Annotated in this window: 9 protein-coding genes; 2 read left to right on the top strand and 7 right to left on the bottom strand. The window is 70.1% G+C overall.

The window, feature by feature from the left end; translation table 11 throughout:
• Positions 1–39: 39 nt before the first annotated feature.
• A complete protein-coding gene (locus tag ABXJ52_RS27945; protein WP_367045488.1) occupies positions 40–567 on the top strand; it encodes a TerD family protein in 528 nt (175 codons plus the stop codon).
• A gap of 66 nt (positions 568–633) precedes the next feature.
• Here the strand turns inward: ABXJ52_RS27945 and ABXJ52_RS27940 are convergent, their stop codons facing one another.
• Complete coding sequence (locus tag ABXJ52_RS27940) at positions 634–3,537, bottom strand: vitamin B12-dependent ribonucleotide reductase (RefSeq protein WP_367045486.1); 2,904 nt, start codon at positions 3,535–3,537, stop codon at positions 634–636.
• A 133-nt stretch (positions 3,538–3,670) separates the two neighbouring features.
• Positions 3,671–4,225, bottom strand: coding sequence for a transcriptional regulator NrdR (gene nrdR / locus ABXJ52_RS27935; protein ID WP_367045484.1), 555 nt, complete (start codon positions 4,223–4,225; stop codon positions 3,671–3,673).
• 494 nt (positions 4,226–4,719) lie between these two features.
• Here nrdR and lexA point away from each other — a divergent pair, with 494 nt between their 5' ends.
• Positions 4,720–5,499, top strand: coding sequence for a transcriptional repressor LexA (gene lexA / locus ABXJ52_RS27930; RefSeq protein WP_367045483.1), 780 nt, complete (start codon positions 4,720–4,722; stop codon positions 5,497–5,499).
• A gap of 117 nt (positions 5,500–5,616) precedes the next feature.
• On the opposite strand, the gene ABXJ52_RS27925 is transcribed toward lexA, so the two are convergent.
• The 5 genes from ABXJ52_RS27925 to ABXJ52_RS27905 form a co-directional block, all read right to left on the bottom strand.
• The gene (locus tag ABXJ52_RS27925) at positions 5,617–7,659 is read right to left on the bottom strand and encodes an ATP-dependent DNA helicase (protein WP_367045481.1); all 2,043 of its coding nucleotides are present in this window, start codon (positions 7,657–7,659) and stop codon (positions 5,617–5,619) included.
• 40 nt (positions 7,660–7,699) lie between these two features.
• A complete protein-coding gene (locus ABXJ52_RS27920) occupies positions 7,700–9,646 on the bottom strand; it encodes an IucA/IucC family siderophore biosynthesis protein (protein ID WP_367049320.1) in 1,947 nt (648 codons plus the stop codon).
• Between the two features lie 82 nt (positions 9,647–9,728).
• Entirely contained in the window at positions 9,729–10,550 is an 822-nt protein-coding gene (locus ABXJ52_RS27915; protein WP_367045479.1) for a GNAT family N-acetyltransferase, read from the bottom strand.
• A gap of 36 nt (positions 10,551–10,586) precedes the next feature.
• Positions 10,587–12,611, bottom strand: coding sequence for an IucA/IucC family protein (locus ABXJ52_RS27910; RefSeq protein ID WP_367045476.1), 2,025 nt, complete (start codon positions 12,609–12,611; stop codon positions 10,587–10,589).
• Positions 12,612–12,758: 147 nt separating this feature from the next.
• The gene (locus ABXJ52_RS27905; RefSeq protein WP_367045474.1) at positions 12,759–14,645 is read right to left on the bottom strand and encodes a diaminobutyrate--2-oxoglutarate transaminase family protein; all 1,887 of its coding nucleotides are present in this window, start codon (positions 14,643–14,645) and stop codon (positions 12,759–12,761) included.
• Positions 14,646–15,075: the final 430 nt, after the last annotated feature.

The following is a 15,075-nucleotide window of genomic DNA, read 5'->3' as shown; positions in this document are numbered from 1 at the left end:
CACCGGCGTCAGCGGGGACTACGAGGAGGGGGATCTCTGGTGAGCAGTGTCAGGAAGGGAATCGAGAAGGTCGAGGTGGGTCTCAAGTGGGATCCGAGCCCTCTCGGCTCACCGTCGCACGACCTCGACATCATCGCGGCGACCTACACGGCGGACGCTCCGTACGACAGCCCCGTGTACCTGGTGCACTTCGACAGCCGTGCCCCCGACGGGACGATCACTCTCAACAGGGACAGCCAGACAGGTCAGGGCTTCGGCTTCGACGAGGTCATGACCCTGGAGCTCGACCGGCTCGCGGCGACGTACGCGCGCGTGGTGGTCGGTGTGGCCATACAGCCTCAGGAGGAGCGCAAGGTGTTCGGCGACATCCCGAACACTTCCGTACGCATCCGCCATGGATACACGGACCTCGCCGTGAGCGACCTCTCCGGAGTCTCCGGGTACACGGCGGCCACCGTCGCCGAGTTCACCCGGGACGAGTCGGGCGCCTGGGCCTTCCGCGAGGTCATCCGCGGCTTTGACGCCGACCCGACGTCCTTCGCGGCGCTGATGGGCGCCGCGCTCTGAGAACGCGGTGAGGGGTTGGCGGAGCCCTTCGGCTCCGCCAACCCCTCACCGGGCTAGGTCAGCTGGTCAGCTGCAACCGCTGGTCGAGCCGCAGCCCTCGCAGATGTAGCAGGAGCCGGCCCGCTGCATCTTCGTCCCGCAGGAGAAGCACAGCGGTGCGTCGGCCTGGATGCCCAGCTGCATCTCGACGAGCTCGGCGCTGGTGTGCGCCTGCTGCGGAGCGGGCTTCTCGGCCTCGGCCTCGGCCTTCGGCGTGGCGACCGCCTTCAGGACCTCGGGCTGCCGCGGAGCGGACTGCGCCAGGCCCTCGACGTCGACGTCCGACTCCTCCATGGACGGCTCGTACGAACCGGTCTCCAGGTGACGCTGACGCTCCTCGGCCGAGTGGATGCCGAGCGCGGAGCGGGTCTCGAAGGGCAGGAAGTCCAGCGCCAGGCGGCGGAAGATGTAGTCGACGATCGACTGCGCCATCCGCACGTCCGGGTCGTCCGTCATACCGGCCGGCTCGAAGCGCATGTTCGTGAACTTCGAGACGTACGTCTCCAGCGGAACCCCGTACTGCAGGCCCACGGAGACGGCGATCGAGAAGGCGTCCATCATGCCCGCGAGGGTCGAACCCTGCTTGGACATCTTCAGGAAGACCTCACCGAGACCGTCGTCCGGGTAGGAGTTGGCGGTCATGTAGCCCTCGGCGCCACCCACGGTGAAGGAGGTGGTGATCCCCGGGCGGCCCTTGGGGAGGCGCTTGCGGACGGGGCGGTACTCGACCACCTTCTCGACCGCGGCACGGATCGTGTCCTCGGCCTTCTCGGTGACCTCGGCCTTCTCCTGCTCCTTCTTCTTGGCGGAGAGGGGCTGGCCGACCTTGCAGTTGTCGCGGTAGATGGCGAGCGCCTTGACGCCCAGCTTCCAGGCCTCGTAGTAGACCTCTTCGACGTCCTCGACGGTGGCCGTCTCCGGCAGGTTGACCGTCTTGGAGAGCGCGCCGGAGATCCACGGCTGGATGGCCGCCATCATGCGGACATGACCCATCGCGGAGATGGAACGCTCACCCATGGCGCAGTCGAAGACCTCGTAGTGCTCGGTCTTCAGGCCGGGGGCGTCGATCACATTGCCGTGGTCGGCGATGTGGGCGACGATCGCCTCGATCTGCTCCTCCTGGTAGCCCAGGCGACGCAGGGCCTGCGGCACGGTGCCGTTGACGATCTGCATCGAGCCGCCGCCGACGAGCTTCTTGAACTTGACCAGGGCGAGGTCGGGCTCGAGACCGGTCGTGTCGCAGGACATCGCGAGACCGATGGTGCCGGTCGGGGCGATGACCGACGCCTGGGAGTTACGGAAACCGTTCTTCTCGCCGAGGCGGATCACGTCCTGCCAGGCCTCCGTGGCGGCGGCCCAGATCGGCGTGTCCAGGTCGTCCACGCGCGGTGCCGTGGCGTTGGCGTCGGCGTGCTGCTTCATGACGCGCTTGTGCGGCGTCGCGTTCTTGGCATAGCCGTCGTAGGGGCCGACGACCGCGGCGAGCTCGGCGGAACGCTTGTACGACCTACCCGTCATCAGCGAGGTGATGGCGCCGGCCAGCGAGCGGCCGCCGTCGGAGTCGTACGCGTGGCCGGTCGCCATCAGCAGGGCGCCGAGGTTGGCGTAGCCGATGCCCAGCTGGCGGAAGGCGCGGGTGTTCTCGCCGATCTTCTGGGTCGGGAAGTCCGCGAAGCAGATCGAGATGTCCATCGCGGTGATGACCAGCTCGACGACCTTGGCGAAGCGCTCGGCGTCGAAGGACTGGTTGCCCAGGCCGTCGTCCTTGAGGAACTTCATCAGGTTCAGCGAGGCGAGGTTGCAGGACGTGTTGTCCAGGTGCATGTACTCGCTGCACGGGTTCGAGCCGTTGATCCGGCCGGACTCCGGGCAGGTGTGCCAGGCGTTGATGGTGTCGTCGTACTGGATGCCGGGGTCGGCGCAGGCCCAGGCGGCCTCGGCCATCTTGCGGAAGAGCGACTTGGCGTCGACCTCCTCGATGACGTCGCCCGTCATGCGGGACGTCAGGCCGAACTTGCCGCCCTCCTCGACCGCCTTCATGAACGTGTCGTTCACACGGACCGAGTTGTTGGCGTTCTGGTACTGGACGGACGTGATGTCGTCGCCGCCCAGGTCCATGTCGAAGCCCGCGTCACGCAGGGCGCGGATCTTCTCCTCTTCCTTCACCTTGGTCTCGATGAAGCCCTCGATGTCGGGGTGGTCGACGTCGAGGATGACCATCTTGGCGGCGCGGCGCGTGGCGCCACCCGACTTGATCGTTCCTGCGGACGCGTCGGCGCCGCGCATGAAGGAGACCGGTCCCGAGGCGTTGCCACCGGAGGACAGCAGTTCCTTGGAGGAGCGGATGCGGGAGAGGTTCAGGCCGGCGCCGGAGCCGCCCTTGAAGATCATCCCCTCTTCCTTGTACCAGTCGAGGATCGAGTCCATGGAGTCGTCGACGGCCAGGATGAAGCAGGCGGAGACCTGCTGCGGCTGGGGCGTGCCGACGTTGAACCAGACCGGCGAGTTGAAGCTGAAGATCTGGTGCAGGAGGGCGTACGCCAGCTCGTGCTCGAAGATCTCGGCGTCGGCGGGCGAGGCGAAGTAGCTGTAGTCCTCGCCGGCCTTGCGGTAGGTCTTCACGATGCGGTCGATCAGCTGCTTGAGGCCGGTCTCGCGCTGCGGGGTGCCAACGGCCCCGCGGAAGTACTTGCTGGTGACGATGTTGACCGCGTTCACCGACCAGAAGTCGGGGAACTCGACGCCACGCTGCTCGAAGTTGACCGAGCCGTCGCGCCAGTTGGTCATGACGACGTCTCGGCGCTCCCAGACCACCTCGTCGTACGGATGCACGCCGGGCGTCGTATGGATGCGCTCGATACGCAGACCCTTGCTGGCCTTGGATCCCTTGGCTCGGAAACCTCGTGCCGGGCCGCTCGTCGTCTCGGTCATGCCGCCTCCCTGTATCAGGCTAAAACGCCCTGAAGTGCCACGATGTTCCCGTGACACGGTGTTGTCCGGTGCCGCGAAAGCCGCGAAGGCTCCGCAACAGGTCTGTGTGTGCCGCCGTCGGCCGTTCAGCCGGTCAGTCGGCGGCAGTGGCGGGCACCGGGACCTCGACAGTCCCTCCGGGCCCGCATTCGTTCGCGCCGGGCGCCCCGCCGGCACCCTGCGGCTCTTCGTCGAGCCGCTTTTCCCGCTGATCCCTCAGTTCCCCGACGGCAGCCTCGAAGTCGTCGAGCGAGTCGAAAGCCCGGTACACGGACGCGAAGCGCAGGTAGGCCACGAGGTCAAGCTCCTGCAGCGGACCGAGTATGGCCAGCCCGACGTCGTGCGTGGTCAGTTCGGCGCTTCCGGTGGCCCGCACGGCCTCCTCGACCCGCTGGCCGAGCTGGGCGAGGGCGTCCTCGGTCACCGGCCGCCCCTGGCACGCCTTGCGTACGCCGTTGATCACCTTCGTACGACTGAAGGGCTCGGTCACGCCACTGCGCTTGACCACCATCAGCGAACACGTCTCCACGGTCGTGAAACGACGGGAGCAGTCAGGGCACTGACGGCGCCTGCGGATCGACGTTCCGTCATCGGTGGTGCGACTGTCGACCACGCGACTGTCGGGGTGCCTGCAGAAGGGGCAGTGCATGGAACTCCCAACCCTCCTTCACGACACGACTCATAGGCCTCAACAGGCCCAGGGGGCCCTCGAAGCAGCCCCAAGCATAGGCGATGCCCGGGGCCTGAAAAGACCGGGGACCACAACTTCTGGGCCGCGGTCGCAATCCAACCACTAGATCTGGGGTTTGGTCGTAAATCCGGCCCCATCGCGTGTCGCGCGGCCACGGTCCGCCGGGAAGGGTACGAGGCCACCTCGCGCGCCACACAAGAAGGGGGCGGTGCCGGGTTGACCGGGCTGCGGGTGGCAGTATGGGAGCCCCACTGAGCGGGGCGCGACCCTGGCGGTGAAGCGTACCGTAATGAACCGAAATGCCAGTCGGCTCGAACGTTAGCCATACACCCAGACGCATGATCGCGGCAGGCATTCTGCGATTTTTCACTCGAACGTGTGTTTGGCGCAACCTTTCGAAAGCAACTACCGTTGGCTAACTAGGGAGACAATCTCGAGAGGGGCCGACCGACGTGACCACCACCGCAGACAGCGCCACCATCACTGCCCAGGACCGCCAGAGCCGACTCGAGCCGGTGCATGCCATGAATGACGCCACGAACCCGGAGGGCCCCAAGCCCACACGCTCCCTACCAGGACGACCTCCGGGCATCCGCGCCGACAGCTCGGGGCTCACCGACCGGCAGCGCCGCGTCATCGAGGTCATCAGGGACTCGGTGCAGCGACGGGGGTACCCGCCGTCAATGCGGGAGATCGGGCAGGCGGTAGGCCTCTCCAGCACCTCGTCGGTCGCTCATCAGCTGATGGCCCTGGAGCGAAAGGGCTTCCTGCGCCGCGACCCGCACCGCCCGCGTGCGTACGAGGTGCGGGGCTCGGACCAGCCGAGCAGCCAGCCCACGGACACGGCAGGCAAGCCCGCCGCTTCGTACGTCCCGCTGGTCGGCCGGATCGCGGCCGGTGGCCCGATCCTCGCCGAGGAGTCGGTGGAGGACGTCTTCCCGCTCCCCCGGCAGCTCGTCGGTGACGGTGAGCTCTTCGTCCTCAAGGTCGTCGGCGACTCGATGATCGAGGCCGCCATCTGTGACGGGGACTGGGTCACGGTGCGCCGCCAGCCGGTCGCGGAGAACGGCGACATCGTCGCGGCCATGCTCGACGGCGAAGCCACGGTGAAGCGGTTCAAGCGCGAGGACGGTCACGTGTGGCTGCTACCTCACAACTCCGCGTACCAGCCCATCCCCGGTGACGAGGCGACGATCCTCGGCAAGGTGGTGGCGGTGCTGCGGCGCGTGTGAGCCTCCACCCCTGACCGGGCCCCGGAACCAACTGCGCCGGTTCCGGGGCCCTGCTGCGTCTGGAGGCGTCCGGGCCGGGCCGTCGGGCCCGGCTCTTTGCTCACCGTGGCCTTCTTCCTATTCCGCTGGAGCCTCGTCCTCGCCGTCCTTCTGGGGATTGGCCTTCGGATCGGGCTCGGGGTTGGGCGTGGGATCTGCCTTGGCAGCCGCGTCGATCGCGGCCAGCGAGCGGCGCACCTGATTGCGGTCCGTCGTGTACCAGAAGTCGGGAAGCGAGGCCCGTAGATAGCTGCCGTAGCGCGCGGTCGCGAGGCGGGGGTCCAGGACCGCGACCACTCCACGGTCCGCGGAGGCCCGCACGAGCCGCCCCGCGCCCTGTGCCATCAGGAGCGCCGCGTGCGTCGCGGCGATGGCCATGAAGCCGTTCCCACCGCCGTCGTCCACCGCCTTCTGGCGAGCGCTCATCAGCGGGTCGTCGGGCCGCGGGAAGGGGATCTTGTCCATGACCACCAACTGGCAGCTGGCGCCGGGCACATCGACGCCCTGCCACAGGGAAAGCGTCCCGAACAGGCAGGTCCGCGTGTCCGCCGCGAAGTTCTTGATCAGCTCGCCCAGCGTCTCCTCGCCCTGCAGCAGGATGGGCATGTCGAGCCGGCCGCGGAGCTCCTCGGCGGCGTTCTGAGCGGCGCGCATGGAGGAGAAGAGACCGAGCGTACGACCGCCTGCCGCCTCGATCAGTTCGGCCAGCTCGTCGATCATGTCGCTGCGCGTGCCCTCACGGCCCGGCCTGGCCAGGTGCTGGGCGACGTACAGGATCCCCTGCTTGCGGTAGTCGAAGGGGGAGCCGACGTCGAGGCCCTTCCAGGCCGGGGCGTCATCGGACTCGACGCCCTCGGGGGCGAGCCCCAGAGAGGCCCCCACCCCGTTGAAGTCGCCGCCGAGCTTGAGGGTGGCGGACGTGAGGACCACGGAGCGGTCGCTGAAGAGCTTCTCGCGGAGCAGGCCCGAGACGGACATGGGCGCCACCCTGAGGGAGGCTCCGAAGCGATCGTGCCGTTCGTACCAGACGACGTCCCACTCGGAGCCGTTCGTGATGCGCTCCGCCACGTCGTGGATCGTCTCGACGGAGGCGAGGGCCTGTTTGCGTACGGCGTCCTCGTCCTGGACCGACTTGTCGCGGGTGGAGCCCAGGGCCGAGATGACCGTACGGGCGGCGTCGCGCAGGGCCATGAGCGCGTAACCGAGATCCTCCGGGACCTCCTCCAGGCGGCCGGGGAGCGCCAGCTCCATCACCCGCTCGAAGCCCTCGGACGCGGTCTGGAGCTGATCCGCCGCCTTTTCGTTGACGAGCTTGGCAGCTCGGCGCACGGCGCGGTTGACCTGGCCAGGAGTGAGCTCGCCGGTGGCGACACCGGTCACGCGCGAGACCAGCTCATGGGCCTCGTCCACGATCAGCACTTCGTGCTGGGGAAGGACGGGGGCGCCCTCGATGGCGTCGATCGCGAGCAGCGCGTGGTTCGTCACGACGACTTCGGAGAGCTTGGCCCGCTCCCGCGCGGCCTCGGCGAAGCACTCCGCTCCGTACGCACACTTCGACGCGCCCAGGCATTCCCTGGAGGAGACGGACACCTGGGACCAGGCGCGGTCGGAGACCCCGGGGGTGAGATCGTCCCGGTCGCCGGTCTCCGTCTCGTCCGCCCAGTCGCGCATCCGCAGCAGGTCCTGGCCGAGCTTGCTGGTGGGGGCGGCGGCCTCGAACTGGTCGAAGAGACCCGGGCCCTCCTCCTCTTCCTGCGGCACTCCTTCATGGAGGCGGTGCAGACACAGATAGTTCGAGCGGCCCTTGAGCATGGCGAACTGAGGGCGTCGGCGCAGCAGCGGATGCAGTGCGTCCACCGTCCGCGGCAGATCGCGCTCCACGAGCTGGCGCTGCAGGGCGAGCGTGGCCGTCGCGACCACCACCCGCTCCCCGTGCGCGAGCGCGGGCACCAGATAGCCGAGGGACTTGCCCGTGCCGGTGCCGGCCTGGATCAGCAGATGGGAGCCGTCGTCGATCGCCTCGGCGACGGTCTCGGCCATCGTCACCTGGCCAGGGCGCTCCGTGCCGCCGACGGCGGTGACGGCGGCGTGCAGGAGCTCGGGAAGGGAGGGCTTTGTCATAGCGCGACCACCCTACGGGTCTCCACTGACAATCCCTCGATCAAGGCTGGTGCAGAGGGTTCGGGACGCTGCCGTGCACGGCGGCGTGCGGACGCTCGGGGCGGTCCCGGTACCCGTCGAGGTGGAGCCGGTTGCGGTTGAGGCACAGCCGCTCGATGCGCGGGGTGAGCAGGTCGAACATCTCGTACCGCTCCTTGAGCTGCGGGGCGCGTGCCTGATGGCGCAGGATCTCGGCGCGGACGAGGGACCAGAAGGTGGTCTCCGGGATGCCGAGCTGCTCCTGGCAGAGCGGGGCGAGGTAGCGGAAGACGCCCACGAAGAGCCCTGAATGGATGAACTGCGTGAGGAAGTCCGGGCGTTCGGTGAGCAGTACGTCGCGGACGTCGCCCGGCATCGACGCGTGCTCCGGAAGGGCCTCGGCGCTGACGTTGATGTCGTCGACGAAGTCCTTCACCGCCAGCCGGACGGGCACGTCCTTGTCGTCGAAGACGACGATGGCGTTCTCCCCGTGCGGGGAGAACACCGTGCCGTACCGGTACAGGAACTGCAGGAGCGGCGGCAGCAGGGCGTTGAAGAGCCGCCGCAGCCAGGCCTCGGGGGAAAGGCCCGAGCGCTCGACCAGCTCGGCGACGAAGGCCCTGCCGTCCGGGTCGGTGTGCAACAAGGAGGCGAGTGTGCGGGCTCGCTCGTCAGGAGCGAGATAGCGGGTGATCGGTTCGCGCCAGATCGCGCCCAGTAATTCTTTGTACTGGTAAGGCACCTCGGGAAGGCCGTCGTACAGCGGGTGCTCGACGGTCACCGACGCGACCTCACCGAGCAGGATCACGCGGCATTCGTCGCGCAGGAAGGGGTCGGCGTCGCGCAGGGCGTGCATCCACGCGGTGACGGCGGGGGCGGCCAGAGTGCGCTCGGTCGGGAGGCCGCGCCACACCAGGGTGTTGAGGACCGACAGGGGCAGCTTGACGGTGTGCCGGTCGGGGCGGGACAGATTCAGGAACGTACGAATGGACTGCTGGGGCAGGCGCAGGTCGCCGTCCGTGGGGAGGGGCACGATGGCGCCGGCGGCGACGGAGGGGGCGAACAGGGGCAGGATGATGTCGTCCCACTGCCACGGATGCACCGGCAAATAGAGGTAGGCGTGCGGGTCGAGGCCGCGTGCCCTGAGTATGTCTGCGAACGACTCCCTTGTGGCGGCGGTCAGTTCGCGTGTGTAGAGCTTCTCTGCCGCGTCCAGGCCGACGACGCCTCGGTAGGCGGCGAGGTCGGTGTGGACCGCGATCCAGGGGAGCTCCGCGGTGAGACGGGCTTCGGGCGCCCAGCGGGCGGCGTCACTGGCGGAGAAGCCGATGCGCCCCTTGTTGAGGACGAGCCAGGGGTGACCGGTCTGATGCCCTTCGAGTTCGGCGTAGCCGAGGTCGGCGAGCTGCGCCGCGGTGAGGGCGGTCCGGTCGAGCCGGGCGTCGGCGGAGAGCGTGATGGTCAGCTCGCGGACGAGGTGGCCGAGCGTGGCGCCGTCGATTCCCAGGGTGCGGCGGGCTCGGGTGAGGAAGCGGAGGGGGTCGCTGAAGGGGAGGGGCGGGCCCTCGCCCTCGGCCAGGGCAAGGCTGGCCGGGTCGACGTGCCAACTGCCGTACGAGCCACGGCGGGCTCGGAAGAGGAGGCGAGGGGCCGGCGGGGGGACTGACACGGGGGCCGGCGCGGGGGCCGGCGTGCCATGGCTCTCACCAACACCGCCATGGCCGTCACGGTCGCTGTGGCTGTCGCTGTGGCCGTGGCTGTCGCCGTCGACGTCGACGTCGAGGCGGAGGCTGTAACTGTCTGTGCCGTCCGGTCCGGCGGGGACGGGCTCGATGATTTCCTCGTAGGCGAACTCGCCGACCATTTTGGCGAGGAGGCGGCGACCTCCTCTCGCCCACCTGTCAGGGGTCAGCTCGGGCGGGTCGTAGAGAACGCTCGGGTCGCGGGGAGCGGACGGCTCCCGGGACATCGGGGGGACGGACGGATTCGGCACGGGGACTCCTCAGGGAGGGAACCGGATCAGGTCGAGCGGTGTACTAAGAGTGAGCGGGTCAGAGCAGTGCGCGCAGGGCCCGGTCACGGACCATGAGCGCCGCGCGCTTGTCGGGGAGATCCACCTCGGCGGCGAAGCGGAAACCGGCGCTCAGGAACGCGGAGACGGAGGGGGTGTTGCGCAGGTCGGGTTCTGCGATGACGCGTGCGCATGAGGCACGACGGTCGAGCACGAGGTCGGCGACGGCTTTCAGCAGGGAGGTGCCGAGCCCTCGGCCGCGGTCGGCGACACCGCCGATGAGGAGGTGAACACCGGTGTCGTGCGGGCGGGCCGGATAGTGACGGGCCAGGGCGTCGAGGTCCGCGCGGTAGACCTCCCAGTAGCTCATCGGCGTGCCGTCCAGGACACCGAGGCAGGGCACGCTGCGTCCGTCTCCGTCGATCTGGTCGCGCAGATGTGACTCCGTGACGGCATCAGGGCCTGCCAGTTCCCAGAACGCCGCCACCGCGGGGTCGTTCATCCACCGGCTGATGAGGGAGAGATCGCGTTCGATGCGCACGGGGACGAGTTGGAAGACTCCGGCTGAGGTGGTCGCGGGGCCCCAGTCGGCGACGTTGTCGAGCAGGTCGTCGGCTGACCGGGCGAGCGTCGGTGCCGGGGCTGGGTCGGCCGTGCCTGCGTCGGGCTCGATGCGGCCTGCGTACGCACCCTTCGCCGGGGCTGAGCCATTGGCGCCGAACAGCGCGACGAGTTCGTCCGGGAGGCGCAGGTCCAGGGTGTCCTGGACGTCTGCCCGGTCGGCGGCGGAGGACTCGGTGGCGGGTTCGGTGACGGACTCGGTGCCGGCGTCGGTGCTCGCATCGGGGGGAGGCGGAGGCACGGCGTCGCTCCTCTCAGGAAGGGTGGTTCATGTTCCTCAGGAATGAAGGGGGTTGGCGATGGAGACGTAGACGGACTGGGTGTCGACCGGGCCCACGAGTTCGTCGAGCCCGCGGAGTCGGGTCAGCAGATTGGCCTTGCATCGCAGGACGGGTGAGTCGAGAAGCAGGGCCGGGAGCGGCGTACGCAGCGAAGCCGGGCCGGAGGCGATGTCGCCGAGGAAGCGGCGGAACGCCGCGAGCAACAGCTGCTCGTCGGCCAGACTTTGGGCGCCCAGGGCTCCGATGAGACCGAGGACGTTGTTGATGCCGAGGTAGTAGGCGAAGCGCTCGTCCGCCACCTCGTCGGACACGAAGGTGTCACTGTGCTCGCCGATGCCGGGAAGCCTTCGGTCGAGCTCGGGGCGTCGGGACTCGCGGAAGTAGTAGCCCTGGTTGTCGCGGTAGCGGCCGCCCACGGGCCAGCCCTCGGAGTCGAGCAGCAGGAGGGTGTTCTGCTGGTGGGCCTCCAGGGCGACGCCGGCCTCGCTGTCCAGCCAGAGCACGGGGCGTACGACGTTCTCCAGGTAGCGGAGGAACCACTCCGTGGCGACGGCTCCCCGGGGACGGCCCGTCCGTCCGGCGAGACCGGTGACGATCTCGCCGAGCCGGGAGCGCATCGGGGGGCGGCCGTGCCCTGTGGAGTGCGGTGACGGCCTGGGCGAGACGAGTCCCGCGATGCAGGTGGCGTCGTCGCCGGGGCCGAAGGGGTTGTGCCGGATCATGACGTCGAGTCCGGGGACGGGCGCGCCGTCGGGGCCGGTCACGGCGAGCCACGCCGGGTCGCGGATCACGTCGAAGCGGGGGTGGGCCGCCTGCCACTGCTCGGCGAGGCCGCTGCGCAGCAAGCGGTGGACCTCGACGCCGCGGTGGAGTTCTTTACGGAGGTTCTCACGACGGGAGTTGGTGATGCGCAGGCCGAGCGAGAGCTTCAGCATGGCCGGTGCGCCTGAGCGGTAGAGGGTGCGCACGGAGGAGGTCGGGTACCACGGTGCGCCGTGGGGGCCGAGGTCCTGGAGGAGGCCGGCTTCCAGGAGAGCGGCGGTCGCGGGGCGATGCCGGAGCTCGCGCATCTGCCACGGGTGCAGGGGCAGGGCGGCGTGGCCTGGTGGCAGTGGCAGGTCCGGACCGGCGAGGCGGGCGGTAAGCTGCTCCGCCGGGAGGGTGCGGCCACGCTCGGTCCAGGCCGAGTCCGCGGCGAGCACGGAGGGGGCGACGGCGATCCAGTGCAGGGCGAAGGCGCCCCGCAACTCCGGTGAGTAGAGGCGGGATTCAGTTTCGGAGAGACCCTCGCGGCTCTTCGGTGTGGGGTGAAGGGGGTGGCCGAGGAGCAGCGATTGTTCGGCGGCGAGGAAGAGGTCGGGCTCGTCGCCGGGGTTGTTCCGGCGGTCGGCGATGAAGGTGGCGGTGCGGCGCACCGAATCGGCGACGCGGCCGACGAGGTCCCCTCCCTCGACCCGCTCGCCGTCACGGCCGGGGTCGGTGCCGGGGCCCGTGCCCGGGTCCGTGCCGGGGTCGAAGTCGGTGCCGAGCTCGGTGCCGGGGCCAGCGTCCTGCTCGCCCGGGGCAACGGCCTGGCCGTCCGGGGTGGCGGGCTGGCCGTCCGTGGTGGCGGGCTGGCCGTCCGGGGCGACCGTTCCGGGCCGTTGGGCGGTCTCGCGGCCCAAGAGCGCGGCGACGGTGACGGCGTCGGCCGGGGGTGCGCTCTGGGGGCCGTCTTCCAGGTACGGGAGGCCGAAACGGTGCCAGCCGGTGGCCGACCAGTAGTACACGGGGACGAGGAGGGCGGTGCCGCTGGCCGCCAGCGGGATGCGCAGGGCGCCCTGTTCGGGGGCGGGAAAGTCGTTCTCGCGTACCCAGCAGCGCAGGAGGTTCTCGATGGCGGCCACCTGTGCGGCGGTGTGCGGGTCGGGGTGTTCCAGGAGATCGGCGGTCGCACCTCGCAGCTGCTCGGTCTGCCGGCCTCCCTTCTGCCGGGGGACCGTACCGGGCTCCGCCACCAGTGAGGACTGCTGGCCGCACACGCCTGGAGCGTGGGGGTGGGGTGGGCCGTCGGATGCGGGGGTGGCGTTCAAGAGGGCTTCCTTGTGAAGTCGTTCGGGCTCCGGGGCGACGGGCTGGAGCTGTACTGATGTCTCTGGCCGTCCGCGGGACGGCCCGGTCCGGCGTGGCTATCCGTGGTACGGACGCGCCGCTGCGGAGATCGCGTCGGAGAGGCGGTCGAGGATCGCGGCCGCCTGCTCGTCCGTGATGGTGAGAGGAGGAAGGAGGCGTACGACGCTGGAGTGCCGTCCACCCAGCTCGACGATGAGGCCGCGGCGCAGGCATTCGCGCTGTACCGCGGCGGCGAGTTCGGGCGCCGGGGGGAACGGCCGCGGGGAGCGGGCCAGGGCTCCGGCGGGCACGGGCTCGCGCGCCGCCCGGGCGGCCGGCCCAGCTCGGCCCGCGACCGCCGGGCGTGGAACAGCCGCGCCCGTGGCGGCCGACTGCGCGCCGGCCGAGCACCCGGCGGCGGGGCGTGCAGCAGCCGCGTCCGTGCCGCCCGAGAGCCCATCAGCCGAGCCCGCAACAGCCGGGTCCGCAGCCGCCGAGCGCACACTGGCCGAGAGCCCGGCGGCGAGGCCAGCGGTAGCCGGGTCCACGTCGGCCGAGAGCCCATCAGCTGGACGAGCGGTAGACACGTCCGCGCCGGGCGAGAGCCCATCAGCCGAGCCCGCAACAGCCGGGTCCGCAGCCGCCGAGCGCACACTGGCCGAGAGCCCGGCGGCGAGACCTGCGGCAGCCGCGTCCGCGTTGGCCGAGAGCCCCCCAGCCGAGCGTGCGGCAGCCGCGTCCATCATGGCCGAGGGGTCGGCCGCCGGGTCTGCGGCAGGTGGGCAGTTGGTGGCTAGGGCCGTGTCGGTCGGGTGGGTGGCGGTCGGGTCCACGAGTTCGACGCCGAGCATCAGGCCTCTGCCGCGGACATCGCCGATGCAGGGGTACTCGGCGGCGAGGGACCTCAGCTGGTTGAGCATGCGGGTGCCCAGGACTCCCGCGCGTTCGGCGAGGCCGTTCTCGCGGACGTACGCGAGGGTGGCCGCGCCGGCCGCCATGGCCAGTTGGTTGCCGCGGAAGGTGCCCGCGTGGGCGCCGGGCTGCCAGACGTCGAGGTCGTCGCGGTAGATCACGACGGCCAGTGGCAGGCTGCCGCCGATGGCCTTGGACAGGACCATCACGTCCGGGACCACGCCGCTGTGCTCGACGGCCCAGAAGGTGCCGGTGCGCCCGACGCCGGTCTGGACCTCGTCCGCGATGAGCGGGATCGAGCGTGCGGCGGTGATCTCGCGCATCCGGCGCAGCCAGTCGTCCGGGGCGGGAATCACGCCGCCCTCGCCCTGCACCGGTTCGAGGATCATCCCGGCCGGTCGGGGCACGCCCGACTTGGGGTCGTCGAGGAGGCTCTCGGTCCAGCGGGCCGCGAGTTCGGCGCCGTCCGCACCGCCGATGCCGAACGGACAGCGGTAGTCCTGCGGGTAGGGCAGGCGCGTGACCCGTACGTCCCGCGCGCCGCCGGACGCTTCGAGCGCCCCTGCCGTCATCCCGTGGTAGGCACCGGTGAACGCGAGCATGCCCTCGCGCCCGGTCGCCGTCCGCACGAGTTTGAGCGCGGCCTCCACCGCGTCCGTGCCGGCGGGGCCGCAGAACTGGATCCGCGCGCGGTCGGCGAGTTCACGGGGCAGGGTGTGGAACAGCTCGGTGGTGAAGGCGTCCTTGACCGGCGTGGCCAGGTCCAGGACGTGCAGCGGCGCCCCCGAGTCGAGGACCTTCCTGATCGCCTCGAGCACGACCGGGTGGTTGTGCCCGAGGGCCAGGGTTCCCGCACCCGAGAGGCAGTCGAGATAGCGGCGTCCGTCGGCGCCCTCGATCGTCAGCCCGCGCGCCCGGACCGGCACGATCGGCAGGGCGCGCGCATAGGTGCGCGCCGCCGACTCGCGCGCCGACTGGCGTCGCAGGATCCCCTCGTGTGCTGCGGAGTGCCCCGCGGAAACCGCCGCGGGCGCCGGCTCGGTCACGGCCACGACTGTTGGTCCTCCCGCTGGGAATGGGCGCTTCCCACACGAACTGGGCCAGTGCGCCGCTGAGTTGGCAGGGGAGATGAACACAGGAAGCCACTCCCCCGTACGTACCAACGACGGGGGCTGCGGAGGAACACGGGTTGCCGGAAGATCCTTGACGGGACGGGACCGTGCTAGTTCAGGAGACGGGACCGTTGCTCGTGCAGGAGGCGGGACCGTTGCCGCACAGGAGACGCCGCCGTCGCCCGTGCAGGAGACGGGACCGTCACCCGTGCAGGACCTGGTCGCCACCGTCCGGCAGGACCCCGCCTCCCCCACGCCCCCGCCCCGGTCACGGCCTCACGGGTCAACTCGGCGGCTCGGTGAAGGAGTTCTGCACGGTCGGTCACAGGCTCCACATGAAAACTTCACCCCGCACCTGTGACTGGACCAC

It is taken from the genome of Streptomyces sp. Je 1-332, assembly GCF_040730185.1.
In the GTDB taxonomy this organism is placed as follows: domain Bacteria; phylum Actinomycetota; class Actinomycetes; order Streptomycetales; family Streptomycetaceae; genus Streptomyces.
This window is presented reverse-complemented; position numbering and strand designations above follow the sequence as displayed.